Raw genomic sequence first — 26,549 nt, 5'->3', positions numbered from 1 at the left:
TGAGGGTCACCGGCACGGCGAACTCGCCGCCGGGGGCGCCTGCGCCGCGGCCTCCGCGACCGCCCCGGCCGCCGCCGTTCGACGAGCCGGAGGCGCCCTGGCGCCCGGCCGGCTGGGCGCGGAAGCGGCCTCGCCGGGAGGAGCCGGTCCCGCCCTGGTCCGCGCGCGAGCGGGAGGCGGAGGGGTTGTTGTTCGTGCGAGCTGCGCGGTTCATGGGGAACCTTCCTCGATGCGGCACGTATCGAGGAATTCCTTCGAGCGCTGACGAGCCGCATCAGGATTCACAAGACTGAGCCGAAGTAAAAAAAATGAAGCCGGTCCGTGGGCCGTGGACCGGTGCGCCCGGTCGGGAAGGCCGCACGCCGTGCCGCGAAGAACGCGGTGCGGTGTCCTGGCGCCGGTGCCGGGCGGTTTTTCGTTACGTCCGCGAAACCCCGCCGGGACCCGTGGGTCTCGTTCGGCGGGAGGCGGAAAAGGCAATGCGCTGGGGCCCGCACCCAAGAGTGCGGGCCCCAGCCACGTAGTACGCGTCAGCGTCAGGCGGGAACGATGTTCTCGGCCTGCGGGCCCTTCTGGCCCTGCGTGACGTCGAAGTTCACCTTCTGGCCCTCCTGAAGCTCGCGGAAGCCGGAGGCGGCGATGTTCGAGTAGTGGGCGAACACGTCAGCGCCGCCGCCGTCCTGCTCGATGAAGCCGAAGCCCTTTTCCGCGTTGAACCACTTCACGGTGCCAGATGCCATATTGAATCTCCCTTGGGGCTGTACCCGGAGTCCGCACCTTGCAGACCCGGAGTCGCAGTGGCGATGTACCCCGCCCGAAGCTTTTAAAGCTCCGGGAAACGAAAAGAGTGCTCGTCGACGGAAGGTCGGAAGAGCACTCAAAGTCTCTGGTAACCAAAACTGCAACTGTTATTACGCTATCACACGCCGGGGCGCGGGGCTCAAGGGGCCGGTGGCCCCTGCGCAATTCCGCGTGTCCTCCGTCCGTATTTCTGCAGCAGCGGGAGCAGATATCCGGCTCCGCGCGCCACACAAGATCGGCGGGCGGTCAGTGACGGCTGTCCTTCGTCCGACGCATCTGCTCGTTCAGGCGCAGCGCTTCCTCGAGCTGGTCCTCCAGGATGATGATGCGGCAGGCGGCCTCGACCGGGGTGCCCTGGTCGACGAGCTCGCGGGCGCGCGCCGCGATGCGCAGCTGGTACCGGGAGTAGCGGCGGTGGCCGCCCTCCGAGCGCAGCGGGGTGATGAGTTTGGCTTCGCCGATGGCACGCAGGAACGCGGGGGTCGTGCCGAGGATGGCGGCGGCTCGCCCCATGGTGTAAGCGGGGTAGTCGTCGTCGTCGAGGCTGTCCACGGCGGTGGAGTCAGCGGGCATAGCACCTTCGTTTCAGAGACGCATCGAGGGGCCCGGGTGCGTTCGGCACCCGGGCCCCGAGGGGTTCAACACCATCTACCGGCTGTTTGTCGCGCCGGCTCTGCGGTTCCGCACGGACGCCCGGAAGAGGCGGGGGTGCGGGGATCGTGAATGCTTGACCGGGGACCACCTTCCATTCTGGGGCCTGCGGCACCCGGGCCGGTCGTGCCCTGCCCGGGCGATCCTGATGGCGTTCGCTCCTTACGTTGCCTCGGACAAGCTGTCGTACTGCTCGCGGCCTTCAGGGGCCGGTACTGCTGGGCCTGCCGCGAGGCAGTTACGTGTCTGCCTCGCTCACTCGATATCTCGGTTACGGGAGAAACTCTACGACCCTCGACTCCGCAATGTCTACTGTTGCCGCGACAGATTTTTGGTGTCTGTGGGCGAAGGAACCCTCGGCGCAGGGTGACGACCGCCACGAACCCTGTGTGCGGGGGGAGTTGACCGGTCGAGTCGGGCCCCGGGCAAGGGCGCCCGAGCCGTCGCCGCGTAGGCCGGGAGTGTCGCGACCTCGTCCGCCGGGCCGGTGGTGAGGGAGGCGTGGACGAGCCGGCCCGGGAGCGGACTCGACGGCGCCGGTCCGCGGGCCGAGGACGCCGGCCGTACCGTCACGGCGCGGGCCGGCTTTCGCGGAGGGTGAGGGTGCGGGTGCGGGTGCGCGAGGGTGCGGTCGTAGGGCGGGCGACCCGTCACCGCGGACGCGGTCATCGCCGGCCACGATGCGCTCGACCCGACGACGATCGACGCCGCGCGTACGGCCTCAGCCCGAGCCGGCCCCCGGCCCCGTGCCGGAACCCGCGCCGCTTCCCGCCTCGTGCGCCGCGCGGCGGTACTCCGCGTTGATGCGCTGGGCTTCCTGGAGCTGGTCCTCGAGGATGACGATGCGGCAGGCGGCCTCGGTCGGGGTGCCCTGGTCCACGAGTTCGCGGGCGCGGGCGGCGATCCGCAACTGGTAGCGGGAGTACCGGCGGTGGCCGCCCTCCGAGCGCAGCGGTGTGATCAGACGGGCCTCGCCGATGGCCCGGAGGAAGCCGGGGGTGGTGCCGAGCATCTCGGCGGCCCGGCCCATCGTGTACGCGGGGTAGTCGTCGTCGTCCAGCCGACCGTTGAGCGGGCTGTCTGCTGTCATGTCACCTCGTTGTGCGACGCGCTCGTCGAGAAGCCCCGATGCCGTACGGCACCAGGGCCCCGGCTGAATTCAACACCATCGGCCGATCGCGCCGTCGGGCCGGTGGTGCGGTATGCGTCGCCGTGGGACATGGCGAAGGCCCCGGCGACGCGGGTCGCCGGGGCCTTCACGGTGTGCGGTGAGCGGTGCGGGGCGTTCTCACACGTCCGCGGTGGTGGTGCTGCCGAGCAGCTGCGACGCGTTCTCGAACGGAGTCAGAGGGCTCGCGGCCGGGGTGGCCTCGGGGTGTTCGTGGCAGGTGAAGCCCAGCCGGACCATGGCCCGGGTGACCTCGCCGCTGGAGAAGTCACGGCGGTCCTGACGGGTGATGACCTCACCCACCTGCTTGACGGGGTAGCGGCGGCGGCCGATGGTCACGGACTCGCCCGTGACGGGCTCGGGCGTGATGCCCTTCATCGAGGCCAGCACTCCGTCCTTGGTCAGGTCGAACGGGTACCGGGCGATGACACAGCGCATGTTGCCTCACAGGGAGAAGGGGAACGGTGCCGGCCGGGCGAGTGGATCGGCGGGGACGGTGTGAACGCCCGGGGCGATGCCATTCTCGCCGACGGCGGCGGTCCGGACACCGAGGGAGGCGGATGATCCGCCGAGGATGTCCCGCAGGCGGACCCGGTCCGTGTACGTGGAGCTGCCGCGGGCCAGGGTGAGCTGGGCCCGGCTGACCGAGCCGGTGGACTGGTCGTCGGCGTCGCACAGGACCAGGTGCTCGACCCGGGCGCTCGTCATGACGAACTCGGCGACCTCGACGGTCATGTCGTCACTGACCCGCGGGCCGCGCCTGCCCAGGTCGTCGCTCACGGTCAGGTGAGCGGGTGCCGCGCGGTGTGTACGAACCGGTGTCAAGGTGCCTCCTGCCGGGATGGGTGAGCTGCCGGACGCGGGGATTGTCAGGCCGCCGGGTCGACGGCCGGCCGGCGCGGCGCCCTGCTGCGCGAGGGGGCGCCCGTGCCGGCGGACGCGCCGCCCTGGCCGCCGCGACCGCCACGACGGCCGCGGGACGACGAGGACCGCGAGGCGGACGACGCGGACGGGCTGCGGCGGGCCGGGGCCGGGGAGGTGATGACGACCGGGATGCCGGACGGGGTCTGGGAGCCGGTGATGCGGTTCAGTTCCGCCTCGCCCGAACGGACGGGAGTGACCTGCGGGGTGATGCCGGCCGTGGCCATCAGCCGGCTCATGCCGCGACGCTGCCCCGGGGTGACGAGGGTGACCACGCTGCCGGACTCGCCCGCGCGGGCCGTACGGCCGCCGCGGTGCAGGTAGTCCTTGTGGTCGGTGGGCGGGTCGACGTTGACGACGAGGTCGAGGTTGTCGACGTGGATGCCGCGGGCCGCGACGTTCGTGGCCACGAGCACGGTGACGTGCCCGGTCTTGAACTGCGCCAGGGTGCGGGTGCGCTGCGGCTGGGACTTGCCGCCGTGCAGGGCGGCGGCCCGGACGCCGCTGTTCAGCAGGTCCTTGGTCAGCCGGTCGACGGCGTGCTTGGTGTCCAGGAACATGATCACGCGGCCCTCGCGCGCCGCGATCTCGGTGGTGGTGCGGTGCTTGTCCGTGTCGTGCACCTGGAGGACGTGGTGCTCCATCGTGGTGACGGCGCCGGCGGACGGGTCGACGGAGTGGACGACCGGGTCGGTGAGGTAGCGGCGGACCAGCAGGTCGACGTTGCGGTCGAGGGTGGCGGAGAACAGCATCCGCTGACCGCCCGGGCGCACCTGGTCGAGCAGGGCGGTGACCTGCGGCATGAAGCCCATGTCGGCCATCTGGTCGGCCTCGTCGAGGACGGTGATGTCGACCTGGTCCAGGCGGCAGTCGCCCCGGTCGATGAGGTCCTTCAGCCGTCCCGGCGTGGCGACGACGACCTCGGCGCCGGTGCGCAGCGCACCGGCCTGCTTCCCGATCGACATGCCGCCGACCACGGTCGCGAGCCGCAGCCGCACGGAGCGGGCGTACGGGGTGAGCGCGTCGGTGACCTGCTGGGCGAGCTCACGGGTCGGTACCAGGACGAGGGCGAGCGGCTGCCGGGCCTCGGCGCGCCGGCCGGCGGTACGGGCCAGCAGCGCGAGGCCGAAGGCGAGGGTCTTGCCGGAGCCGGTGCGGCCACGGCCCAGGACGTCCCGGCCGGCCAGCGAGTTCGGCAGCGTCGCCGCCTGGATCGGGAACGGCACGGTCACACCCTCGTGGCCGAGCGCGGCCAGCAGCTGCGAGGGCATGTCGAGGTCGGCGAACGCCTCGGCGGCGGGCAGCCCCGGCGTCACCGTCTCCGGCAGCGCGAACTCGCCCTGCAGGGTCTGCCGGCCGCCGTAACCGCCGGAGCGGCGCGGGCCGCCGCCGGAGCGGCCGGAGCCACCGCCGAACCGGCCACCGCTACGGGTGGAGCCGGAGCCGGAGGACGAGCCGGAGCCGTAGCTCGAGCCGTAGCCGGAGCCGCTCCTGCCGGAGGAGGAGCCTCCGGTGCGGGTGCGGGGGAAGCGTTCGTTCGTGCGGACGCGGTTCATGCGAGACCTTCCTTGACAGGGCGCGTATGGCACGTATCAAGGAATTCCCGTGGCATGGAAGCGGCAGTGGGAATCGCGAGAACGAGCCAGGCATACGGGTCCGGGGCGGATCGCTCACCCGGACCGCACCGGTTCACGGTATTCACGGAATGTGAATTCGGAACCGGCGGGAAATACAATGCGCGCATTGATGCGCGAGGTGTTCGAGCGGCAGTGGGCCGGGCCTCGAACACAGTGAGCTGGGGCCCGCACCCCAAGGTGCGGGCCCCAGCTGCGAGGTGTGCTTCGACGTCAGGCCGGAACGATGTTCTCGGCCGTCGGGCCCTTCTGGCCCTGCGCGATGTCGAACGTGACCTTCTGGCCTTCCAGCAGCTCACGGAAGCCCTGGGCGGCGATGTTGGAGTAGTGGGCGAAGACGTCGGGGCCGCCGCCGTCCTGCTCGATGAAGCCGAAGCCCTTTTCGGCGTTGAACCACTTCACGGTGCCGGCTGCCATATCAATTCTCCTTCGGGACGGTGCTCGGAGTTCGCCGTGTGCGCACTCCGGTCGCCGTGATGATCACCCCGTCGGAAAACCTTCAGGCAAGACCACAACTGCAACTGACACCGACACTAGCATGGCGTGATCGGGAGGCTCTCGGAAAATAATTCCGCTCGGCCGGTCGAACGAGGAATATTCCTCGCGGGGCGCGCTTAATTCTCACTTCCCCACCACAGATATTTCCGCGCTCCGGCCGCAGTGTTGCGCGTCCCGTTCACGGCCGCGGCGCTGTGACCCCCACGGATGGCTTCCGGCTCCGTGGGCCCGCTGTCGGCGGACGGATCTTTGGCGCCCGCACCGGAACCCCGCACCGAGAGGAAGACCACACCGCGCGCCCGCGGGCGGGGGGCCGCCTGTTCCCGGCATTCGGTGCGAGATGTCATGGAACTCGGAATACTGTGAAATCGGGATGAACGCGATGTCTCAGGCCGCGTTCCGGGGGTGGGGCGGCGGTACGCGCCCTGGTGGCGAGGGCCTCGACGCGACGGAGAACCCGACGAGAGCGAGATGAGTGACGATGCAGCAGCGTCCCGCCGGCGACCAGGGAGCGAGCCGCGTCCAGGACGTCGTCGGTGAGGCGCTCACCGCGCGGGTCACCGTGACCGAGGACGGCACCGTGACCGGCTGGAACGAGGGCGCCCGGGAACTGCTCGGACACACGTCCGCGCAGGTCGTGGGCGGTCCCGCGGCGGTGCTGCTGGCCGAGGTGCCCGCCGCGGGGGACCTGCCGTCCCTCGCCCGGCTGCCGAGGTGGCACGGCCGGCTCGCACTCCGGCACCGGGACGGCCACCGGGTCGAGGTCTTCGTGCTGGCCCACCACCGGATGCCGGCCGCGGGAGGAAGCGGCGCATGGCTGCTGCTGTCCCCGCTGACCGGACAGGAGCCGCTGCCGGCCGACGACACGCTGGTGGCCGTGAGCTTCCGGCAGTCCCCGAGCTGCGCGCAGGCGCTGTACGACACCGGGCTGCGGCTGCGGCGGGCCAACGAGGCGATGGAGCTGTCCGTGGCCCTCACCGAGCGCGAGATGCTGGGGCTGCGGGTCGGGGAGATCGTCGACAGCGAGGCCGGTGAGCTGGCCGAACGGGACATGCTGCGGGTGCTGGAGACCGGCGAGCCGCACTACCGCGAGAACTATCTGCGGGCGTCCGGCGAGAACCGCGAGCACGCCTGGTCGGTCGTCCAGGCACCGCTGCGGGACGGCGACGGCCGCCTGCGGGGTGTCTGTCTCACTGCGCACGACATCACCGAGCAGTTCTGGGCCCGTAAGCGCCTCCAGTTGATCGCCGAGGTCGGCAAGCGCATCGGCAGCACCCTGGACGTGGCCCGGACGGCGCAGGAGCTGGCGGACGTGGCGGTGCCGGAGTTCGCGGACTTCGCCACCGTGGACCTGCTGCCCTCGCTGGAGGAGGAGGGCCCCGCCCACGCCGTCGACGCGCCGGCCGGGGAGTCCGGGGGGAGCGCGGGCGCCCTTTCCGCCGCGGGTCCGGTGACGTTGCGGCGTGTGGCCCACCAGTCGGTGCTCGCCGGCATTCCCGAGGCGGCCGTGGGGCTCGGCGCACTGGACGACTATCCGGACGGCTCCCCGCTGGTCACCAGCCTGCGGTCCGGGCGGGCGGTACTGCACCAGGTGAACGAGCCCGCGATCCAGCAGTGGCTCGCCGAGCGGCCGCTGCGGGCCATCCGGGTCCGCGAGTTCGGCTTCCACTCGGTGATGGCCGTGCCCCTGGCGGCCCGCGGCACCACCCTCGGCGTCGCCGTGTTCGTCCGCCACCGGCACCCCGACCCGTTCCAGCAGGACGACCTGGTGCTCGCCGAGGAACTGGCGTCCCGGGCGGCGGTCTGCGTCGACAACGCCCGGCGGTACACCCGTGAACGCGCCACGGCCGTCACCCTGCAGCGCAGCCTGCTGCCGCAGCGGCTGCCCGAGCAGTCGGCGGTGGAGGTCGCCTCGCGCTACCTCCCGGCCGGTGCCCGCGCCGGTGTCGGCGGGGACTGGTTCGACGTGATCCCGCTGTCCGGGGCCAGGGTGGCGCTGGTCGTCGGTGACGTCGTCGGGCACGGCCTCCACGCGTCGGCGACGATGGGGCGGCTGCGCACCGCCGTCCGCACCCTCGCCGACATCGATCTGCCCCCGGCCGAACTCCTCACCCACCTGGACGACCTGGTGGCCCGGCCGGCCACCGAGACGGAGGGAGCCGAGGGGACGGCCGGGACCGGGGAGAGCGCCGGTGACGTCGGCGCGACCTGCCTGTACGCCGTGTACGACCCGGTGTCCCGCCGCTGCGCCCTGGCCCGGGCCGGGCATCCGCTGCCGCTCGTGGTGAGCCCCGACGGGAGCGCGGAACTGCTCGACCTGCCGACGGGGCCGCCGCTGGGTTTGGGCGGGCTGCCCTTCGAGTCGCTGGAGATCGAGCTGCGGGAGGGCAGTCTGCTCGCCCTCTACACCGACGGTTTGATCGAGTCCCGCGACTGGGACGTCGACGCGGGCGTGTCCCGGCTGCGCGGGGCGCTGGCCCGCCCGACCGCGTCGCTGGACGCGCTGTGCGACGCGGTGCTCGCGGCCACGCTGCCCCGGCGGCCCGCCGACGACGTCGCCCTGCTCGTCGCCCGCACCCGGGCGCTGGACGCCGACCGGGTCGCCGCCTGGGACGTCGCCCCCGATCCCGCCGCCGTCGCGACCGCCCGCAAGAAGGCCGTCGCCCGGCTGGAGGGGTGGGGGCTGACGGAGGCCGCGTTCGTCACCGAACTGATCGTCAGCGAGCTGGTCACCAATGCCATCCGGCACGCCCGGCCGCCCATCCAGCTGCGGCTGATCCACGACCGGAACCTCATCTGCGAGGTCTCCGACGCCAGCGGCACGGCACCCCACATGCGCCGCGCCCGCACCTTCGACGAGGGAGGCCGGGGGCTGCTCCTGGTCGCCCAGCTGACCCGCCGCTGGGGCACCCGCCCGACCGCCGAGGGCAAGACGATCTGGACGGAACAGAACCTCGACGCACCCCCCGACCTGTTCTGACCCCGTGCCCCGCGTCCCGCGGCCGTCCGGTCAGGACGCCTGCGGGGGCCCGGTCAGCGCGTCGAGTTCGGCGGCGAAGAGCTGTGCCGGGTCGAAGCCCATGCCGTTGAAGTGGCCGGCGAGTTCGAGGGACAGGACGCCGTGCAGCCGGGTCCAGAAGCTCAGGGCCCGGTGCAGGGTGGCGGACGGGGCGGGGTGGTCGTCCGCCCACTGCCGGTGTTCTGCGAGGTGTGCGTCGAACGGTGTCGCTGGCCGGTCGTCGGGCAGGCCGGCGCAGGCGTCGAGCAGGGCCGCCATGATCTCGGACGCGATCGCGGTGACGTCGTCGGGCGCGTGGTAGCCGGGGACGGGGGTGCCGTAGATGAGGAAGTACCGGTGCGGGTCCTCCAGGGCCCAGTCGCGCAGGGCGTGGGCCAGTCCGGTCACGTCGGTGCCGGACGCGGCGGCGGCGCCGAAGGTGTCGGCGAGGCTGCGGTAGGCGTCCCGGATGAGTTCCGTGATCAGTTCGTCCCGGCCGGCGAAGTACCGGTAGAGGGCGGGTCCGCTGAGGCCCATCTGCTTGGCGATCGCGTTGAGGGACAGCGCGGACGCCCCGGCGGTGGCGATCTGCTCCCACGCGTGTTCCTTGACCTCCGTGCGGACCTGGGCGCGGTAGCGCTCGCGCGGGGTCGTCGTGCCCGTCTCCGGCATGGTCTGCCACCTTCCACCGCGGTGCGGCTGGGTCGTACATCTTCACAATTTAGTTAGAGGCTATCACGATCGCTATTGACACCCGCTAGGGAAACGCGTTAGAACCTGTAACGGAAGAGAGCGGCAGTAACCGACTGCGGCTCCCGCACCCACCCCACGGAGGTCGTCATGAGCACCGAAGGACTCGTCGAGGTCGTACTGCCGGGCAAGGTCGAGCCGGAGGGGCTGGAGGTCCGGCACGGCGCGGTCCCCGTCGCCGGCCCCGGGCAGGTCCTGGTCCGGATGGAGGCGACCGGGGTCTCCTTCGCCGAGCAGCAGATGCGCCGCGGCCGCTACTACGACCAGCCGGCGTTCCCCTTCGTGCCCGGCTACGACCTGGTCGGCACCGTCCTGGCGACCGGCGCGGGCGTCGAACCCGCCCTGGCCGGTACCCGGGTGGCGGCGCTGGTCAAGACCGGCGGCTGGGCCAGCCATGTGCTGGTCGACGCGGCGGACGTGGTGGCCGTCCCCGCCGGGGTCGGCGCGGCGGAGGCGGAGACGCTGGTCCTCAACGGCATCACCGCCTGGCAGATGCTGCACCGCAAGGCCCGGGTCCGCGCCGGGCAGACCGTCCTCGTGCACGGCGCCAACGGCGGGGTCGGCTCGGTCCTGGTCCAGCTGGCGCGGGCCGCTGGCGCGAAGGTCATCGGCACCGCGTCCGCCCGCCACCACGACGCCCTGCGCGAGCGGGGAGTCACCCCCGTCGACTACCGCGCGGGGGACCTCGCCGCGCGGGTCCGCGCGCTCGCCCCCGGCGGGGTGGACGCCGTCTTCGACCATGTCGGCGGGCGCGGCCTGACCGACTCCTGGCGTCTGCTCGCCCCCGGCGGCACCCTCGTCTCCTACGGCAGCGCCTCCACCCGGGACGACGACGGCTCCAAGCAGTGGCCCGTGTTCAAGCTGCTCGGCCGGGTGTGGCTGTGGAACGCGCTGCCCAACCGGCGCCGCGCCTACTTCTTCAACGTGTGGGCCGGACGCGCCCTGGCCAAGAACGGTTTCCGGGCCCGGCTGCGCGCCGACCTCTCCCAGGTCTTCGCCGCCCTGCAGCGCGGTGACGTCACCCCGCAGATCGCCGCCCGGCTGCCGCTCGACCGCGCCGGCGACGCGCTGCGGCTGGCGGAGTCCGGCACGGTGGCCGGCAAGATCGTGCTCACGCCGTAAGACCTGACGTAACGTCAACTCGCTCTATGCGGTGGGGAAGTAGAGGATCGCTCAGGTTCCGGGAAGTGCGAACAGGTGACAGGAAGTGCCGCCCGTCGACCACTTCAGCCTCTACTGTGCTCTCAGACCCCGACAGGGTGTTCCTGCCCCGCTCCCGCACTCGCCGGGAGTCGCCCGCGCAACCGGCCGCCCCTGGCCCCGGCGGGCCCACGCACACCCGTCGTCCCCGAGAACAGGCAGCTGAGGTCATGGAACCACTGGGCCCGGACGATCCTGAGCAGCTAGGTCCCTACCGACTGGTGGCGCGGCTCGGCGCGGGCGGAATGGGGCGCGTCTACCTGGCCCTGTCGGCGCGGGGGAGCGTCGTCGCGGTCAAGGCGATCCGGCCCGAGATGACCGGGGACCGGAAGTTCCACATCCGCTTCCGCCGTGAGGTGGAGGCCGCGAGCGTGGTCAGCAGCCGGTACACGGCTCCCGTGGTGGACGCCGATCCGGACGACACCACGCCCTGGCTGGCCACCGCCTACATACCCGGCCCGACGCTGGCCGAGGCGGTCGCCGGACACGGGCCGCTGCCGGTGGAGTCGGTGCTCGCGCTGGGCGCCGGTGTCGCCGAGGCGCTGATGGCCGTACACGCGGCGGGACTGGTGCACCGCGACCTCAAGCCGTCGAACGTGCTGCTCGCCGCGGACGGCCCGCGGGTCATCGACTTCGGCATCGTCCGGGCGAGCGACGGCTACGAACTCACCCGGTCCGGGACGCTCTTCGGCTCCTTCGAGTACATGTGCCCCGAGCACGCGACCGGCGACCAGATGGGGCCGGAGGGGGACGTCTTCTCTCTCGGTTCGGTCCTCGCGTTCGCCGCGACCGGTCAACCGCCTTTCAGCGGCGCCTCGGTGGCCGCCCTCCTCTACCAGGTGGTGCACGGCACGCCGGACCTCACGGAGGTCCCCGAGCCGCTGGACAAGATCATCGGCCTCTGTCTCGCCAGGGACCCGCACCTGCGGATCACCGCCGACCGGCTGTCCGCCGCCTGCGCGCCCGCGGGCGTCGAGCAGGCGCTCGGTGACGGCTGGCTGCCGGCTGCGGTGACCGCGTCGATCGCCCGTCGCACGGCGGCCGTGAGGGACCGTGACTTCCCGCCACGCCCTTCGCCGCCCGCCGCCACCGGCCCGTTTCCCGCCGTACGACCGTCCGCCGCGGGGCCCATGCCGGCCGTACGACCGACCGCCCCCGCCGTCTCCCCGGCGGACCGCGCCGCTGCCGAAGTCCCCGCTGCCCGGGGCCCGGCCGTGTCGACGGTCTCCGCCCCGGAGTCCTCGGTGCCGGTCCCGGTCGCGGCCGGCGGGGCGGCCCAGGACCCGGTGGCCTCCGCGACGGCGGCGGGGGCACGACCGGCGGGTCCACCCCGGCAGCACCGCGCACCCGCGTGGTGGGGCGGGTCCGGCGCGTCAGGTCTGCCGGCCGTCTCGCGGCGCGCGGTGCTCGCCGCGTCGCTGGGGACGGCCGCGGTCGTCGGCGGCGGGGCGGTGCTGCTCACCCGGAGGGGGAACGGCGGGGCCGGTGGCCGGACCGGGACACCGCTCGGCCCGGCTCCGAAGCCGGCCTGGACCTACCGCGGCGACCCGCTGCTCCAGGCGCCGGCCGTGTTCACCGACGGGACGGCGCTGGTGAAGACCCGCCCCGGCAACCTGGTCTGTCTGGACCTCGCGGACGGCACCCGGCCCAAATGGGTCTACCGGGGCATCAGCCAGTCCCCGACGCCCGCCCTGCTGGTCTACGGCGCCGCCGTCGCGCTCGGCTCGGGCGCCACGGTGATCGGTGTCGATCCGGCCGACGGCACCGAGCGGTTCACGCTCGACTTCGGGCCGGACTTCCGGTTCGACACCCTGCTCGGCAGCTACGCCGACCGCGCGGTCTCCATCCTCGGCCTCCGGCTCCAGCCCCAGTCCGACGAGCAGGGGGTCGCCACGTCCACGGAGACGGTCTTCGGCACCGATCTCCGGGCCCGCCGTACCGTCGTCGTCCCCATCAGCGCCGAGGACGTCGGCATCACGCTGCGGCCGGTCATCCTCCCCGGCACCTTCGTGTACGCCGACGGCCTGCGCAACGTGACCGTCCGCGACACCGCCGACAGCTCCGTGCGGTGGAAGTACCCCGTCGGCTACGACCTGCGGCCGGGGCTGGCCGTACTGGGCCGGACCGTGTTCGCCATCGGCCGCGAACTCATCGCGCTGGACCTCGTCACCGGCGAACTCCGCTGGCGGGAGAAGGCCGAACACGGCCAGTTCGCCTCCCTCGGCGTCGCCGGCGACACGGTGTACGTCACCGGCACGGACCCCTACGGTGTGTGCGCCTTCGACGCCGCGACCGGCTCCCGGCGCTGGTTCTGCCCGACGCCCCGCCTCGACGTGGACAACCCGATCGCCACCGGCCCGCACGCCGTCCACGTCCCCGCCTTCGAGAACAGGAACGGCTTCTACGCGATCGACGCCGCCCACGGCCGCCTCCTGTGGAACTTCACCGACGGCCAGGAGACAGGCGTCAACGCCTGGCAGCTCGCCTGCGACGCCACCGGCCACCTGATCGCCCAGCACTTCGACCGCACGTACAGCCTGCCGGTGACCTGAGAGCGCGGCCGCCGTCCCCCGGACGATCGACCGGTATCCCTGCCGGCCGCTCACGACGCTGCCGCGTTCCCCCCGGCGCCGGTCGCTCTCCAACGCGCGGGGAACGGGGCCGAATTGACACCCGCCGAAACGGTGACGACAGGAGTGCGGGGTCCGCCCGGCCGTTGAGCTCGGTCAGGAGGCCGTCGGGGCACAACTCGTAGAGGTCGCCCCACCATCGGCACGCCCTGTTGTCCCAGACCCGGTACCCACCCGGAACACCCCGGGCGACGTACCGCCTCCTGCTCACAGCCCGCACCTCCCGACTCCGTGCCGTCCGGGCCCCGTTCGCTATCCGCCCGTCCGCTCGATCCACTCGCCGCCGCCCAGGGGGTAGTCGTACCCCGGGCGGTCCACGTCGGCGCTGGTGCGGAACGGCGTGCCGTGGTCGTCGACGTGGACGGTGCCACGGCGGTCGCCGCTGGACCAGTCCAGGGTGAGGTCCCAGCGGACGTCGTGCGCCCCGGTGCGGGCGGTGACGTAGAAGACCTCCGGGTCCGACTCGCTGACCTTGTACGGGAAGGCTCGTTGCCCGTTCTCGACGGTGATCGCGGGGCTGCCCGCGTCGAGGCCGATGTCGAACGACCTGGTGGCGACGCCGCCGCCGCAGCCGACGCCCATCGAGTAGTCGTTCCAGGCGAGCGGCGCGTTCCTGGCGAGGACGCGGACGTGCAACGCCTCCAGGACGACGGTGTCCTCACCGGTGCCCTGTACGGTCAGGGCGATCCGCTGTTCACCCGAGGACACCGCCCCGTAGGCGGCGGCCCAGCGCGGGGCGTCCTGCTCGTTCGCGGGCGGTCCGACCTGCTCGGGCTCGCTGTCGACGAGGAAGTGCTGGCTGCACGGGCTGTCGTAGACGTAGGGACGCGTGCCGACGGTCAGCGGGACGCCGTCGGTGGCGCCGCCCGTGGGCCGGGTCCCGCCCTGCTGCGCGCCCGCGCCCTTCGAAGCGCCGGACCGGGCCGCCTCGGACCCCGCCTGCCCGGACCGGGAGGCGGAGGACGACGGCGACGGCGACGGCCTGTGCCGCTTCGCGCCGGGGGCCGGGGTGGCGGAGGGCCTTCCTGTGTCCGCCGTGGCGGGAGTGTCGCCGGCCCGCCGGTCACCCGCGTGGTCACCGCCGCCGAACGTCGGACGCACGGTGAGCACCAACGCACCCAGTACGGCGGCCACCGCGACGGCGGAGACCAGCACGGTACGGCGGCGGCGGGGGTCGCGTGGTCGCCGGGGACCGGGGGAGGGCGCGAGGACGGGTTCGTCGTGCGGGCGGTCGCGGTCGGGACCGTTGTCGCCGTCACTATCACCCTCACCCTCGCTCTGGTTGCCTGATCCGGCGGGACCGGTTGGGCCACCTGATCCGGCGGAACCGGTCGAGCCCTTCGGTCCAACTCCCCGCCCCGGCACGGTCGCCGCTCCCTGATCCGCCCTGCTTCCCCGTGCCGCGTCCGCGAGGATCCAGCGCCGGTGCAGTTCCACCAGCTCCTCCGGGGTCGCCCGGCAGACCCTGGCGAGGCGCTCCACCGGTGCGTAGTCCACCGGCAGCGCCGTGCCGTTGCAGTAGCGGTGCAGCGTCGACGTGCTCATGTGCAGCCGCTTCGCGAGCGTCCCGTAGCTGAGCCCTGAGCGGTCCTTGAGTTCCCGCAGCAGCCCCGCGAACGCCTCCGTCCCCCCGGACCCCGTTGCCCCTGACACCCTTTTTCCCATCCCCCGCGTCCCGGCCGCCCGTTCCAGGGCCCCCGCGTTCTTCCTGGTCAGAGCACGTTTCCGTGTTCCAGCGTCCCGAACTGCCCGCCAGACGTGGCGGTTGGGACGGATCACCTCACAAGCTCCGGTCATCCAATCACCACCCCCACCCGAACACCGAAGGGGCACAGCCTGATGTCCGACCTCCGCACCTCCCGCACCCGTCTCGCCGGCGCCGCCGCGACCGTCGTCCTCGCCGCGCTCTCGCTGACGGCCTGCGACAAGGGGACAGGCGTCCACGACGAGGGTGCCTCGGCGACCGCGACGGCGAACTCGTCCTCGGGAGCCCCGTCGGCCGGTGCCTCGAAGTCCGCCCCGGACGCCGAGCCCGCCTCCGCCACCAAGAGGCCGGCCGCCACCAGGGTTCCGGCCACCCGCACCCCCGCCGCGAACGCGCCCGCCTCCACCGCCAAGCCGGTCACCTGTGAGGGGTCCGTCACCAGGACGGTCGCGGCCCCGCTGACCCGCCCCGTCAACCACCTGCTCCTCACCGTGACCAACACCGGCAGCAAAACCTGCTTCCTGTACGGCTACCCGGCGGTCCGCTTCGGCGAGGCACAGGCCGTACCGCCGGTCATCGAGGACTCGCAGCCGCAGGCGGTCGTCACGCTGAAGCCGGGCGAGTCCGGCTACGCTGCCGTGAACCTGTCGTCCGCCGACGGCAGCGGCGCGAACGGCTACACCGCGAAGTCCCTGACGGTCTTCTTCCACGGCCGCTCCGGCAACGAGAGCACCGGCGCGAGCGCCCACCCGCCGCTCCCCGCGAAGGGCGTCTACGTCGACGACTCCCTCAAGGTCACCTACTGGCAGCAGTCGATGGACGACGCGATCAGCTGGTGACGCGGAGGGACGGGCATGTCGTCCGGGGAGGTCTCCCCTACGCTGTGGCTCACGGCACGCCGCCGTCCCGGCCAGGGGGGAGCCCGATGGAGCGACTTCAGAAGCTCGTCGTCCGCTACGGCGACTGCGAGCAGCAGCCCGTGCGCTTCCGTCCGGCGACCTGGCGCTCATGGCTGGAGCCGCACGGAGCGGCGCACGTACTGGACGTGGGCGTCGGTTGCACGACGGGGCCGAGCGGCGACCGCCTCATCAGCCGGGACGACCTGGCCCGTCTCCGCGACCACCTGGGCGACGACCCCGACGACCTGCGCGACCTGTACGTGGCCGTCATGCTGTGGGGCTGTGGCACCACGAACGGACGAGGGCCGCGCCACACGCAGGCGGCTCTGAGCGACGCGCGCATGCCCACCGTCCTGCGGACCACCCGCGAGTCGGTCCGGGAGGGTGACCTGAGCAGGGCCTACCGGCAGTTCGTCCTCAAGGGCGTGGGGCGGTCCTTCTTCACCAAGTGGTTCGCGGCCGTGGACGACCGGGACCCCACCTGTGAACGGGCGTTGATCCTCGACGACCGCGTCTTCCGCTCGCTGAACGCCCTCGGGTGGTCCAGCTACGAGGTGGCCGGCACCCGCCACTGGCCCACCCGCTACGCCACCTACGTCAGCTCCATGCACACCTGGGCCGCCTCTCTCGACGTCCCGGCCGAGCGGCTGGAATGGCTGCTCTTCCACCTGAACGGCCGCGTGGACGACCAGTGAGCCGACGATCCCGAGCCCGCGCCGAGGCCGGCCCCACACCGGCCGGCCCGGCGCGCAAGGCGCGGGTCACCAGCCGCAGTTGATGCCCGCCGACCCCCCACCGACGACCGGATCGGTACAGGTACCGCCGACCCGCAAGTACGCCACCCCCGACGCCGTCCTCTACGGCACCTGGCCGGCGACCTGCACCAAGGTGAACGCGACCACGTCCACCTGCGAGGCGGACTTCGCCTACATCCAGCCGCGCTGGGTGCTCGGCCGCAACTCCTTCGCCGGCGCCTGGAAGGTCGCCGTCTGGGCCGAGTCCGCGGACGGCACGGGGCACGTCGATCTGCACGCCGCCGCGTCACCGTCCGTGGTGCGCGACGCGACGGTGACGGCCAACGCGACTCCCGAGCCGGTCACCAAGGGCAGGACGCTCACCATCACGGGCAAGCTCTCCCGCGCGGACTGGGAGACGCTCGGCGGCTATCACGGTTACGCCGGACAGAAGGTGAAGCTCCAGTTCCGCAAGAAGACGGCGTCCGCGTACGCGACCGTGAAGGCGATCTCCACCAACAGTGTGGGGAGCCTGAAGACCACGGTGAAGGCATCGGCGGACGGCTACTGGCGGTACGCCTTCACCGCCACGTCCACCACCGCGGCCGCCACCTCCCCGGGCGACTTCGTCGACGTCCACTGACCCCCTGCCGGGCCCTGCCCTCGCCTTGAGGCGGCGCAGGGCCCGGCAGGCCGCAGGCAGGCCCGAGGGCTTCCCTAGTGCCGTGACCGGAAAGGTTTGCCGGAAGCTCGCGGCGTCCGGTGCGGTGCATCGCAAGGCGGAGCATCGCGCGCGTACTGGATGTACTCGGGTGATGCGACAACGCGGCGAGGTGCCGTGCCGGGCGTCGCGAGCCGGTGAACCTTTCCGGTCACGGCACTAGCGGGCGCACCCTGTCCACCCGCCTCGGTGTCGCCCTCATGGACACGACGGCGAGGCCGGACAGCAAAAAGGCCCGGGTCACTGACCTGGGCCTTCTCCGTGGGAGCGGGTGACGAGAATCGAACTCGCACTCTCAGCTTGGGAAGCGACGGCGCTTGGACGGTCAGATAGCTTCTGACCTGGATGTATGTGCCCTCGCGCGGCGCCCGGGAGCACAGCCTCGCACCGCTGTTCACCGCGGTTGACCGGTCCTGAGGGCACGCTATGGGCACGCCCTCGGTCCGAAGGTGCGCGAGAGCGCCATTCCGGACCCGATCCCGCCCAGCTCATGGAAGCGGCCGACAGCCGGAACGCCTCGTTGCAGAAGCACACCGGTCTTCCCTACCCGCCTCATGCAGTCGATCACGCACGGCCCTCAGCAGGCCCTGTGCCCACTCCGCACGCGTGGCGGCCTCGGGCGGCCCCATCGACTCGGCCTGGCTGGCCCTCAGTGCTCTGGCGATCGCCTCCACCGCGAGACGCTGCACGAGATCGTCGTCGTACTCACTGCGGCCTTCCTCGGCAGGCCTCAGCAGTGCGTGAAGCAGCTCGGCGTCGAACGCGTCGCGCAGAACTTCCCCCGCGCCAGAGACCGCAGCCATGACTCGTACGCCGGACCGCCCGCGCGGGCCGCCGCGTACAGCAGCCGGTACGGGTCCCGACCGGCCCAGCCCTCGGAGATGGTCCGGGCGATCTCCTTCACCGCTTCTGCCTGCGGGATGGTGCCGTCCTTCGGCCGCGCGATCAACTGCCTCACGTAATCGTCATGCGTCACTGTCAGCGATGGCCGGAAGCGGTCGACCGGTGGGCCTGGCTGATCACCGCCGCCCGCAGACAGCTCCGACTAGCCCGCCCTCCCCTGGCCAAGGACCTGCACCACTCGTGGGAGAGCCGGCCGTCCCCGGCAGGCTCTCCCAGCCCGGGTCCGCCGGACGTTTCGGAGCCTCCGCCAGCACATGCCCTGTCCCGCCGAAGCATCCCCGACAGCGTCAGACAGTGAAATTTTTCCGGCTCGCGGCAACCTTTGCGGTGCCTGTGACCACAAGGAGTCGGATCCGGCCAGTCCTGGTGGCCGCGATCCGCTTTTCCTCCGTGAACGGTATGCAAGGAGAGCACCTCCCCATGAACAACCCCACGCACGGCGGGCGCCGCGGGCGTCACCGCCGTCGCTGGACTGTCACCGCTGTGCTGCTCGGCGCGCCCCTCGCCGTCGTGCCGTATCTCTTGTTCGTGCAGGAGGAGTCGCAGGCCGCGACGGTGGACGGCAATGCCTACTACGAGCTGGTTTCCGTGCGCAGCGGCAAGGTGCTGGACGTCAACGGCTTCTCCACCGCCGACGGCACCCGGATGCAGCAGTGGACCGACCAGCACACCGCCAACCAGCAGTGGGAGCTGAAGTCCGCTGGGGACGGCTACTACGAGCTGGTGAACCGCAACAGCGGCAAGGTGCTGGGGATAACGGGCGATTCGACCGTCAAGGGAGCTGCCGCCGAGCAGCAGACCGACAGCTCCTCCACCGCCCAGGAATGGAAGGTCGAGGAGGTGAGCGGTTCCGACGCCGTCACCTTCACCTCCCGCAGGAGCGGCCAGGTCCTGGACGTTTCCGGAGGCTCCTCGGCCAACGGGGCGGCAGTCATCCAGTTTCCCGGCCTGGGAAGCACCAACCAGCAGTGGAAGCTGGTGAAGATGGCCGACCCCTTGGCGGGTGGAGCCGGCAGCGCGGACGCCAAGCCTGCGTCCGGACCGTATGCGTGGAAGAACGCCCAGGTGGCGGGCGGCGGTTACGTCACCGGTCTGGTGTTCAACCAGAAGGAGAAGGGCCTGCTGTACGCGCGCACCGACATGGGCGGCGCCTACCGCTGGGACACCGGGGCGGAGCAGTGGATCCCGCTGACCGACTGGCTCGGTGAGAAGGACTGGAACCTGCTGGGCATCGACTCGCTGGCCACCGACTCCGTCGACCCCAGCCGGCTCTACCTCGCGACGGGCACCTACACCAACGAGTGGGCGGGCAACGGCGCGATCCTGCGCTCGACCGACCGGGGCCGTACCTTCCAGCGCACCGATCTGCCGTTCAAGGTGGGTGGCAACGAACCCGGCCGGGGGGCGGGCGAGCGGCTCGTGATCGACCCCGCGGACCACGGCACCCTGCTGCTGGGCACCCGCAAGAACGGCCTGTGGCGCAGCACCGACTATGGGGTGACGTGGCGTCAGGTCTCGTCGTTCCCCGTCAAGGACGGGGCGGGCAGCGGCGCGGGCATCTCCTTCGTGACGTACGGCCCGGCCGGCAGCAACACGGTGTACGTCGGCGTCAACGACAAGTCCACGCCTTTGTACCGTTCGACCGACGGCGGCAGCAGCTGGCAGGCCGTTTCCGGGCAGCCCACCGGCCAGATGCCGCAGCACGGTGTGGTCTCCGGTGACGGGTCGCTGTACCTGTCCTACAGCAACAGCATCGGCCCCATGGACGCGACGGCGGGCTCGGTGTGGAAGTACACCGTGACCAACGGCGCGTGGAAGAACATCTCTCCCTCGCAGGGCAGTTACGGGTTCTCCGGTCTGGCCGTCGACCCGCAGAAGCCCTCCACGGTGATGGTCACCACCCTCGACCGCTGGTGGCCCGAGGACGAGATCTACCGCACCACCGACGGCGGCACGACCTGGAAGGCGCTGGCCGACGCCTCGCAGCGCGATGCCTCCGGCGCTCCGTACGTCGGCACCCACACCGGGCACTGGATGACCGCGCTGGCCATCGACCCCTTCAACTCCGGGCACGTGCTGTACGGCACCGGCAACGGCATCTGGCGCAGCAAGGACGCGGGCGCCTCCGACAGCGGTGGCACCAGCCACTGGGCCGCCTCCGGGGCCCGCGGGCTGGAGGAGACCTCGCTGGCGGACGCGATCGCCCCGCCAGGCGGCGCCACCGTCATCACCTCCATGGGCGACCAGGGCGGCTTCCGCCACGACTCCCTGACCGAGGTGCCCGGCGGACGGATGAAGAACCCGCTGATGAGCAGCAGCACCGACATCGACTTCGCCCAGTCCAACCCCTCGGTGATGGTCCGTGTCGGCACCGGCGGCGCGCAGGACGGCGCCTACTCCACCGACGGCGGCAGCACCTGGAACGGCTTCACGGCCGAACCCGTCCCCAGCGCGAACAGCGGCCATGTCGCCCTCTCGGCGGACGGCTCCACCATCGTCTGGGCCGAATCAGGTCAGGCCCCTTACCGCTCGACCGACAAGGGAGCGCACTGGTCGAAGGTCAGCGGCCTGGGCACCGACGCCGTCGTCGTCGCCGACCGCTCCTCGGCCGGCACCTTCTACGCACTGACCAACGGCACACTCAACGCCAGCACCGACGGCGGCGCGACCTTCACCCCCCGCGCCACCGACCTCCCCTCCGGCCGGCTCACCGCCGTCCCCGGCATCAACGGCGACCTGTGGGTCGCCGCCGGTGACAGGGGGCTGCTGCACTCCACCGACGGCGGCCGCACCTTCACCACACTCAGCACGGTGAAGTCCGCCTCCGCCCTCGGCTTCGGCAAGGCCGCACCGGGCGCCGACTACCAGGCCCTGTACCTGATCGGCACCGTCAAGGACGTCACCGGAGTCTTCCGCTCCACCGACAAGGGCGCCACCTGGCTCCGCATCAACGACGACGCCCACCAGTGGGGCGCCATCGGAAGCCTCGGCGTCATCACCGGCGACCCCGACACCTTCGGGCGCGTCTACATCGGCACCAACGGACGCGGTCTGCAGTACGGCGACCCGTCCTGACCCCGACACCCGAGCGGGGCCGCAGGCACAACAGCCTGCGGCCCCGAGTATCCGCAGCGGCGTCGTAGTGCGTCGCCCCGGACCCACAGTCGGAAGCCTCCTGGCGGAGCCAGGGGCAAGCCCCGCACTCCGCCTGACACAAGATCGCCGGGCTCTACGAAACTTGGTACAGCTCAACCCGGTCAGACACTGGACCTCATGGCACCGCACATCACACTCGCCATGCTCGCCCCGGCCTTCTGGCCGCCTTGTCGTCGGCGCCGACCAGGACCGGCCCAACGGCCCACTCCACCCCAGCTGCACCAACACACCTGTCCCAGTGACCGTCCCGGGTCCAACCGGCGCAGATAACACCAGGCCACAGCCCGGCGCTGCCACTACCAACGACGATCCGCCGACGAACTAGCCACTGGGGAGGAGCGTCGGCAGGGCCGGAGTCGCTGATTCTGTTCGTCGCCTGTATGACGGTCAGGAGTTGCCGGGCCGCCGGCCCATCGCGCGGGGAGTGCGGGGCCGGGCGGCACCGGTCGGCGGTCAGGCTCCGGGGTGCAGGCCGGGCCAGCCCGGTGAGGGGTCGCCCTTCACCTCACCGAAGTACAGGGCGAAGGTCTGCTTCCAGCGCTCGATCGCCGCGCGGTCGGCCATGAACTTGGGGAAGCCGTCGAGGTTGCCGTTGGGGTATTCCCAGACGGGCTTGAGCCCGGCCGGCGGGGTGACATCGGTGCGGACCGACCAGCCGTTGGTGGCGGCCTTCTGCTGCTCGACGGAGAGCCGCCAGTTCAGGTACAGCTTGGCGGCGGTGGGGTTCCTGGCCTTCTTGAGGATCGCGGCCCGCTGTCCCCAGGACATGAACGGCGCCTTCTCGGGCAGCACCCACTTGACCGGCCCGGTGGACAGCGGCGCGCCGGAGCCGCCGATGCCGATGGCCTTCTGGCCGCTGGTGACGGCCGCGCTCGGGGTGAAGCTGCCGCGGGCGAACTGAAGGTCCTGGGTGGCCAGCCGGGCCAGCCAGTCCCAGCCGTACTTCTCCACGTAGAGGGTGTAGAGGTAGAGGACCGCGTCGTCGTCGTGCGGGTAGGAGGAGGCGATCTTCCCCTTCCAGCGGGCGTCGGCCAGGTCGAGCGGACCGCTGGGGATGTCGGAGCCGACCGCGGCTGGACCGTACATGTAGCTGAAGGCACTGACCTGGACGGCGACCCACGCGCCGTGCGGGTCCTTGAAGGGGGCGTAGAGCTTGGAGAAACCGGCCGGCTTGTAGGCGAGCAGGCGGCCCTGCTCCTTCCAGCGCACGAAGTCCTGCACGGTCTGGAGCTGGACGACGTCGGGTATCAGGGTGTCGGTGGCGAACTGGTTGTCGACGCGGACGTCGTGGTACTTGCTGTAGTCGACGACCACCGTCAGGTCGATGCCGGGGAACTGGCTCTTGAAGCCCTTGCGGATCCCGTCCGCCTGGCTGGAGACATCGCCGCCGGCGTAGAGCACGAGCTTGCCGCCCTCCGCGAGGGCTGCCTGGTAGAGCTCGTCAAGAGTCCGCTTCTCCTCGGCGCCGCCCGTCGCCACGCGGCCCGCAGAGGCCTGGCCGGTGGCGGCCTGAGCGGGGGCGACGGAGGCAGCGGCGACACCGAGACCGAGAGCGGCGCCCGCTCCGGTGGCAAGCAGGCGGCGTCGGCTGGGAAGGCTGGTCATGGTGGGGGCCTCTCTATCCGTTCTGTTCTGTTCGGTCGTCTGTGTGGTGCGGCTGGACCACGGCAGCGGAGCAGCACGGCGCCCGGGTACGGCACGGGTGCCGTGCTGCTGCTGTGGGGTCAGAACATGGTGTTGTCGTTGGCGCTCTTCTCGGGCACCTCCTGGATCACGTCCCAGTGCTCGACGATCTTTCCGTCGGCGACGCGCCAGAAGTCGGCGACGGCCATGCCCCGGTCGCCGGGCTTGAGGTGCAGGTTGCTGTGGGTGACCACCAAGTCCCCTTCGGCGATGGTGCGCTTGATGTCCAGGCGCAGGTCGGGGAACTGCCCGCGCAGCCAGTGCACATAGCCGACGAAGGCTCCCGGGCCGTCCTGCGCCTCGGGGTTGTGCTGGGTGTAGCTCTCGCCGAGGTGTGCGGTGGCGGCCGCCTCGGGCTGGTAGTCGTTGAACGCCTGCTCGTAGAAGGCGGTCACGAGTGCCTTGTTGTCCGCAGCGGACATGTCTGTCTCCTGCCTCACGGTGGGTGCGGTGCGACTCAGTCGTTCATGGCCTCGCGGACGAGCGCCGTGTCGACGAACTGTTCGAAGCGGACGATGAGTCCGCCCCGTACGACGAAGTGGTGCGCGACCCGGACGTCGATCGGCTTGCCCGTGGCCTTGTTGGTCGCGGTGTAACGGGCGAGGACGACGACGTTCTCCCCGTCGACGACGTAGGTGTCGTCGTGGGCGGCCCAGCCGTCCCACTCCTTGCCGAGCTGCTCCATGACGTTCGAGGTGACGCCCTCGGGCGTGCGATAGGTCCCGGCGAGGGGGAAGCCGGCCATCTCCGTCCACTCCACGTCCGGGGCGAGGGTGGCGCGCAGGGCGTCCAGATCCCCGGCCGCGGAGGCCAGGTACTGGCGGCGTACGACATCAGCGGGCGCGGTGGAGGTGGCGAAGTCGCTCATCGTCAGCCCCACTTCATTTCGCCCTTGGCGACCTTCGCGCCGATCAGCATGCCGTTGTCGGGGTAGCGCGCCACGAGCGCCGCGGTGAGCGCGGCACCGTCGGCCGCCTTGCCGAGCTCTTCCTCGAAGGCGAGGAGGTACTCGCGCGTCGCGGAGATGGCGGTCGCGTCGGCCGCGGTGCCGGGCAGGCGGTGGCCGGGAACGACCAACTCGGGCTGGAGGGCGGCCATTTCGTCGAGCAGGTCGATCCAGGCGGCGCGGTCCTCGGGGGTGGGGGTGTCGGCGACCCAGACGTGCTCCTGCTGGAAGAGGAGGACACCGCCGAGGAGGGCGCGGGAGGCGGCCTGCCACAGGTAGTGGCGGTCGGGCAGGGCGGCCGGGCCGCCCTTGAGCTCGAAGCGGTGGCCCTCCAGGGTGAGGTCGCCGGTGAGCGGCTCCAGCTCGATCAGGCGGGTGGGCAGGTTCGAGCCGAGCGCGGCCCACGCCTTGAGCTTGCCCTCGTAGGAGTGCTGGATGTGCTCGATGACGAGCGGGGTGGCGACGAACTTCGCCTCGGGGAAGGCGTCGGCGATCACTTCGGCACCGAAGTAGAAGTCGGGGTCGGCGTGGCTGACGAAGACAGTGGTCAGCGTCTTGCCGGAGTCGAGGATCTCGGCGGCGAGGCGGTGGCCGTCGGCGCGGGTGAAGCCGGCGTCGACCAGCAGGGCCTCGTTCTCGCCGGTGACGAGGGTGGCGGTCTTGTTCTTGCTGCCGGCCGGGAAGTCGAGATCGAGGACTGTGAAGGAGAGAGTGCTCATGCGTGGTTCCTCGGGTGAAGGGTGATGGTCGGGGAAATCGCCTCGCGGCGAGGTGTACGACGTGAACCGGGCCGAGGCGGGCAGCCCGGGTCGAGCAGGGGTTCAGCCTTGGGTGCCCTGCTGGTCGATCGCTTGGAGGCTGAGGACGTGGGGTCGGACGAGTGGGCGCCGTCCACATCGCCGATGCAGAGGCTGAGGCGGGCCTTGCAACGGGCGAGGGCGGCGCTGCTTCTTCTCGAACGCGTTCTTGAGGCAGTCGTCCTGCCCGGACCTGTCATCACCGGTGAAGACGACGTGCCGGTCGCTTTCGGCCACGACCTGCCGGTACAGCGCCCGCAACCGGGTCTCCTCGTTTGAGCCGGTCCGCTCGGCGGTGGAGGAGGTGGCGGCGTCCGCCGAAGTGGGTGCCGCAGACAGGCCGGACGCGAGGACGCCGTCCATGGGAGCGCGACGCCGGAGGCGGCCAGGACGCGCTTTCCCATGGGTGGACTCCACATCTGTGGGGTGGACACGGTGAAGTATCTGCCGACGCAGACAATATATCTGCCACAACAACTATTGCAACGGCAGATTCTTCCACGCCTGTCCTTCTGTCATCCTTGAGGAGTGAATGAACAACTGCTGAACGACGACGACGTGACACTCTTCGGTCTCTTCGTGGAGGCCCACAGCCGAATCAAGCCCCTGGTGAACCGCGATCTCGATATACCGCAGACCTGGTTCGAAGTGCTGCTGCGACTGGGCCGCACCCCCGGCCACCAGCTCCGCATGACGGACCTGGCAGGGGCCGTGTCCTTCAGCTCGGGCGGTTTCACCCGGCTCGCCGACCGCATGGAAAAGGAAGGACTCATCCGCCGCGACCCCGATCCTGCCGACCGACGAGCCGCACTCGCCGTACTGACCGACAAGGGTGGTCAGGCGCTCGACCACGCACTGACCGCCCACGTCTCACACCTGCGCAACCACGTCGCCGGACCACTCTCAGCCGAGGACCGCCGCCACCTCGAGCGCATCCTGCGCACGCTCCGCGACGCGAACGCGTAAGTTCCCGTCCTTGATCCGGATCACCGTCGCGGGATTCGGCCGCCGCCAGAGCCTGCCCTTGGCTCCACATGGCGGTCGTCGGTTCATCAGGCGTTTCTGATCCCTGGCCGTGAGGTGTGTACGGCCGGATCATCTGGGTTGTGGGGGCTGACAGGACGGCTCGGCGGTATTGCCAGGAGTGCGGTGGTCCGCTGCCGCAGACGATGGCGGCGGAGGCGTCGGCAGACCGGTGAGCGAGTCATCGCGATGCAGCGTGGCGAGCAAGCGGAGTGCCCGAAATGTGGCAGGTCGCGGACGGTGGGGGTGGAGCGGTCGAGGACGGCTGTGCACCGCTCGGACCGTTGCCGGGTGCGGGCATGCCGTCAGCGACGGGCTTCTCGGAACGGCGTTACGGAAACGCCGCGGCCGAACGCGGTGTTCGGCGTCCAGCCGGCGGACCGATCTTGGCGAGCACGCTGCGGTAGCTGCATCCCGGCATCCTGAGCCCCGCTGGGCCTACGACGGCCGTCACGACCGGTGCCGTACGCCCAGCTCCTCGCGCTGATCGAGGCCGCGTCCAGGCCCAGCCCCAGGGCCTCACCGACACCCCCGACCACGAGGTCACCCGTTCCTGCACGGGCGCCGCTCCCCCCTCCCCGCCGCGGCCCGTCAAGGTCACCGACGAGCGGGGCACCGTCCTCACCGCCGCGGACGGCGGGGTCCTGCGCCTGCACCGCGTCCTGGACCCCACGCACCCGACGCCCGCCCCGAGACGGCGGCCGGCCGCGTCAGCGGCGCCTGGGAGGTGG

Annotated in this window: 23 protein-coding genes and 2 pseudogenes; 10 read left to right on the top strand and 15 right to left on the bottom strand. The window is 71.5% G+C overall.

Annotated features, from left to right (window positions below; translation table 11 throughout):
* The 8 genes and pseudogenes from ABZT03_RS32455 to ABZT03_RS32420 all read right to left on the bottom strand — a co-directional run.
* A pseudogene (locus tag ABZT03_RS32455) lies at positions 1-214 on the bottom strand (ATP-dependent helicase); the annotation flags it as partial.
* Positions 215-536: 322 nt separating this feature from the next.
* The gene (locus ABZT03_RS32450; protein ID WP_033176054.1) at positions 537-740 is read right to left on the bottom strand and encodes a cold-shock protein; all 204 of its coding nucleotides are present in this window, start codon (positions 738-740) and stop codon (positions 537-539) included.
* Between the two features lie 307 nt (positions 741-1,047).
* Complete coding sequence (locus ABZT03_RS32445) at positions 1,048-1,374, bottom strand: MerR family transcriptional regulator (protein ID WP_356046053.1); 327 nt, start codon at positions 1,372-1,374, stop codon at positions 1,048-1,050.
* Between the two features lie 799 nt (positions 1,375-2,173).
* Complete coding sequence (locus tag ABZT03_RS32440; RefSeq protein ID WP_356046052.1) at positions 2,174-2,542, bottom strand: MerR family transcriptional regulator; 369 nt, start codon at positions 2,540-2,542, stop codon at positions 2,174-2,176.
* 198 nt (positions 2,543-2,740) lie between these two features.
* Positions 2,741-3,058 carry an SCO5918 family protein gene (locus tag ABZT03_RS32435; protein WP_356046050.1) on the bottom strand — a complete coding sequence of 106 codons (318 nt, stop codon included), beginning with the start codon at positions 3,056-3,058 and terminating at the stop codon, positions 2,741-2,743.
* Between the two features lie 6 nt (positions 3,059-3,064).
* Positions 3,065-3,400: a hypothetical protein gene (locus ABZT03_RS32430; protein ID WP_356046049.1), complete on the bottom strand. Its 336-nt coding sequence runs from the start codon at positions 3,398-3,400 to the stop codon at positions 3,065-3,067.
* Between the two features lie 89 nt (positions 3,401-3,489).
* Positions 3,490-5,097, bottom strand: a complete 1,608-nt coding sequence (locus tag ABZT03_RS32425) for a DEAD/DEAH box helicase (protein ID WP_356046048.1) — start codon at positions 5,095-5,097, stop codon at positions 3,490-3,492.
* A gap of 291 nt (positions 5,098-5,388) precedes the next feature.
* Complete coding sequence (locus ABZT03_RS32420; protein ID WP_045556499.1) at positions 5,389-5,592, bottom strand: cold-shock protein; 204 nt, start codon at positions 5,590-5,592, stop codon at positions 5,389-5,391.
* A 562-nt stretch (positions 5,593-6,154) separates the two neighbouring features.
* Between ABZT03_RS32420 and ABZT03_RS32415 the strand changes: the two genes are divergently transcribed.
* A complete protein-coding gene (locus tag ABZT03_RS32415; protein ID WP_356046046.1) occupies positions 6,155-8,653 on the top strand; it encodes a SpoIIE family protein phosphatase in 2,499 nt (832 codons plus the stop codon).
* 30 nt (positions 8,654-8,683) lie between these two features.
* Here ABZT03_RS32415 and ABZT03_RS32410 read toward each other — a convergent pair whose 3' ends face one another.
* Positions 8,684-9,343, bottom strand: coding sequence for a TetR/AcrR family transcriptional regulator (locus ABZT03_RS32410; RefSeq protein ID WP_356046044.1), 660 nt, complete (start codon positions 9,341-9,343; stop codon positions 8,684-8,686).
* Between the two features lie 168 nt (positions 9,344-9,511).
* Between ABZT03_RS32410 and ABZT03_RS32405 the strand changes: the two genes are divergently transcribed.
* Positions 9,512-10,543, top strand: a complete 1,032-nt coding sequence (locus ABZT03_RS32405; protein WP_356046042.1) for a medium chain dehydrogenase/reductase family protein — start codon at positions 9,512-9,514, stop codon at positions 10,541-10,543.
* 248 nt (positions 10,544-10,791) lie between these two features.
* On the top strand, positions 10,792-13,173 hold the full coding sequence (locus ABZT03_RS32400; protein ID WP_356046040.1) for a PQQ-binding-like beta-propeller repeat protein: 2,382 nt from the start codon (positions 10,792-10,794) through the stop codon (positions 13,171-13,173).
* A 330-nt stretch (positions 13,174-13,503) separates the two neighbouring features.
* On the opposite strand, the gene ABZT03_RS32395 is transcribed toward ABZT03_RS32400, so the two are convergent.
* Entirely contained in the window at positions 13,504-14,904 is a 1,401-nt protein-coding gene (locus ABZT03_RS32395; RefSeq protein WP_356046038.1) for a helix-turn-helix transcriptional regulator, read from the bottom strand.
* Between the two features lie 186 nt (positions 14,905-15,090).
* Here ABZT03_RS32395 and ABZT03_RS32390 point away from each other — a divergent pair, with 186 nt between their 5' ends.
* The 3 genes from ABZT03_RS32390 (at position 15,091) to ABZT03_RS32380 (ending at position 17,232) form a co-directional block, all read left to right on the top strand.
* Positions 15,091-15,795: a DUF4232 domain-containing protein gene (locus ABZT03_RS32390; protein ID WP_356046036.1), complete on the top strand. Its 705-nt coding sequence runs from the start codon at positions 15,091-15,093 to the stop codon at positions 15,793-15,795.
* Positions 15,796-15,881: 86 nt separating this feature from the next.
* Positions 15,882-16,550 carry a hypothetical protein gene (locus ABZT03_RS32385; protein ID WP_356046034.1) on the top strand — a complete coding sequence of 223 codons (669 nt, stop codon included), beginning with the start codon at positions 15,882-15,884 and terminating at the stop codon, positions 16,548-16,550.
* 82 nt (positions 16,551-16,632) lie between these two features.
* Positions 16,633-17,232: a calcium-binding protein gene (locus ABZT03_RS32380; protein ID WP_356046033.1), complete on the top strand. Its 600-nt coding sequence runs from the start codon at positions 16,633-16,635 to the stop codon at positions 17,230-17,232.
* A gap of 808 nt (positions 17,233-18,040) precedes the next feature.
* Here ABZT03_RS32380 and ABZT03_RS32375 read toward each other — a convergent pair.
* Positions 18,041-18,268: a hypothetical protein gene (locus ABZT03_RS32375; protein WP_356046031.1), complete on the bottom strand. Its 228-nt coding sequence runs from the start codon at positions 18,266-18,268 to the stop codon at positions 18,041-18,043.
* 30 nt (positions 18,269-18,298) lie between these two features.
* Here ABZT03_RS32375 and ABZT03_RS32370 point away from each other — a divergent pair.
* Together ABZT03_RS32370 and ABZT03_RS32365 are read left to right on the top strand one after the other, a co-directional pair.
* Positions 18,299-18,488 (top strand): annotated as a pseudogene (locus ABZT03_RS32370) (transposase); the annotation flags it as partial.
* Between the two features lie 145 nt (positions 18,489-18,633).
* On the top strand, positions 18,634-21,288 hold the full coding sequence (locus ABZT03_RS32365; RefSeq protein WP_356046029.1) for an RICIN domain-containing protein: 2,655 nt from the start codon (positions 18,634-18,636) through the stop codon (positions 21,286-21,288).
* A gap of 534 nt (positions 21,289-21,822) precedes the next feature.
* Here the strand turns inward: ABZT03_RS32365 and ABZT03_RS32360 are convergent.
* The 4 genes from ABZT03_RS32360 to ABZT03_RS32345 all read right to left on the bottom strand — a co-directional run bounded on the left by ABZT03_RS32360 (position 21,823) and on the right by ABZT03_RS32345 (position 24,717).
* Positions 21,823-22,974: an ABC transporter substrate-binding protein gene (locus ABZT03_RS32360; protein WP_356046028.1), complete on the bottom strand. Its 1,152-nt coding sequence runs from the start codon at positions 22,972-22,974 to the stop codon at positions 21,823-21,825.
* A gap of 119 nt (positions 22,975-23,093) precedes the next feature.
* On the bottom strand, positions 23,094-23,474 hold the full coding sequence (locus ABZT03_RS32355; protein WP_356046026.1) for a nuclear transport factor 2 family protein: 381 nt from the start codon (positions 23,472-23,474) through the stop codon (positions 23,094-23,096).
* 35 nt (positions 23,475-23,509) lie between these two features.
* Positions 23,510-23,920, bottom strand: a complete 411-nt coding sequence (locus ABZT03_RS32350; RefSeq protein WP_356046024.1) for a nuclear transport factor 2 family protein — start codon at positions 23,918-23,920, stop codon at positions 23,510-23,512.
* 2 nt (positions 23,921-23,922) lie between these two features.
* Complete coding sequence (locus tag ABZT03_RS32345) at positions 23,923-24,717, bottom strand: MBL fold metallo-hydrolase (protein WP_356046023.1); 795 nt, start codon at positions 24,715-24,717, stop codon at positions 23,923-23,925.
* Positions 24,718-24,825: 108 nt separating this feature from the next.
* Between ABZT03_RS32345 and ABZT03_RS32340 the strand changes: the two genes are divergently transcribed.
* Positions 24,826-25,074 carry a hypothetical protein gene (locus ABZT03_RS32340; RefSeq protein ID WP_356046021.1) on the top strand — a complete coding sequence of 83 codons (249 nt, stop codon included), beginning with the start codon at positions 24,826-24,828 and terminating at the stop codon, positions 25,072-25,074.
* A 249-nt stretch (positions 25,075-25,323) separates the two neighbouring features.
* The gene (locus tag ABZT03_RS32335) at positions 25,324-25,761 is read left to right on the top strand and encodes a MarR family transcriptional regulator (protein WP_356046019.1); all 438 of its coding nucleotides are present in this window, start codon (positions 25,324-25,326) and stop codon (positions 25,759-25,761) included.
* Positions 25,762-26,549 lie beyond the last annotated feature (788 nt).

It is taken from the genome of Streptomyces sp. NPDC005574, from assembly GCF_040605435.1.
Classification (GTDB): Bacteria; Actinomycetota; Actinomycetes; order Streptomycetales; family Streptomycetaceae; genus Streptomyces.
Note: the sequence above shows the minus strand (reverse complement) of the source record. Positions and strands in the feature narration are given on the sequence as shown.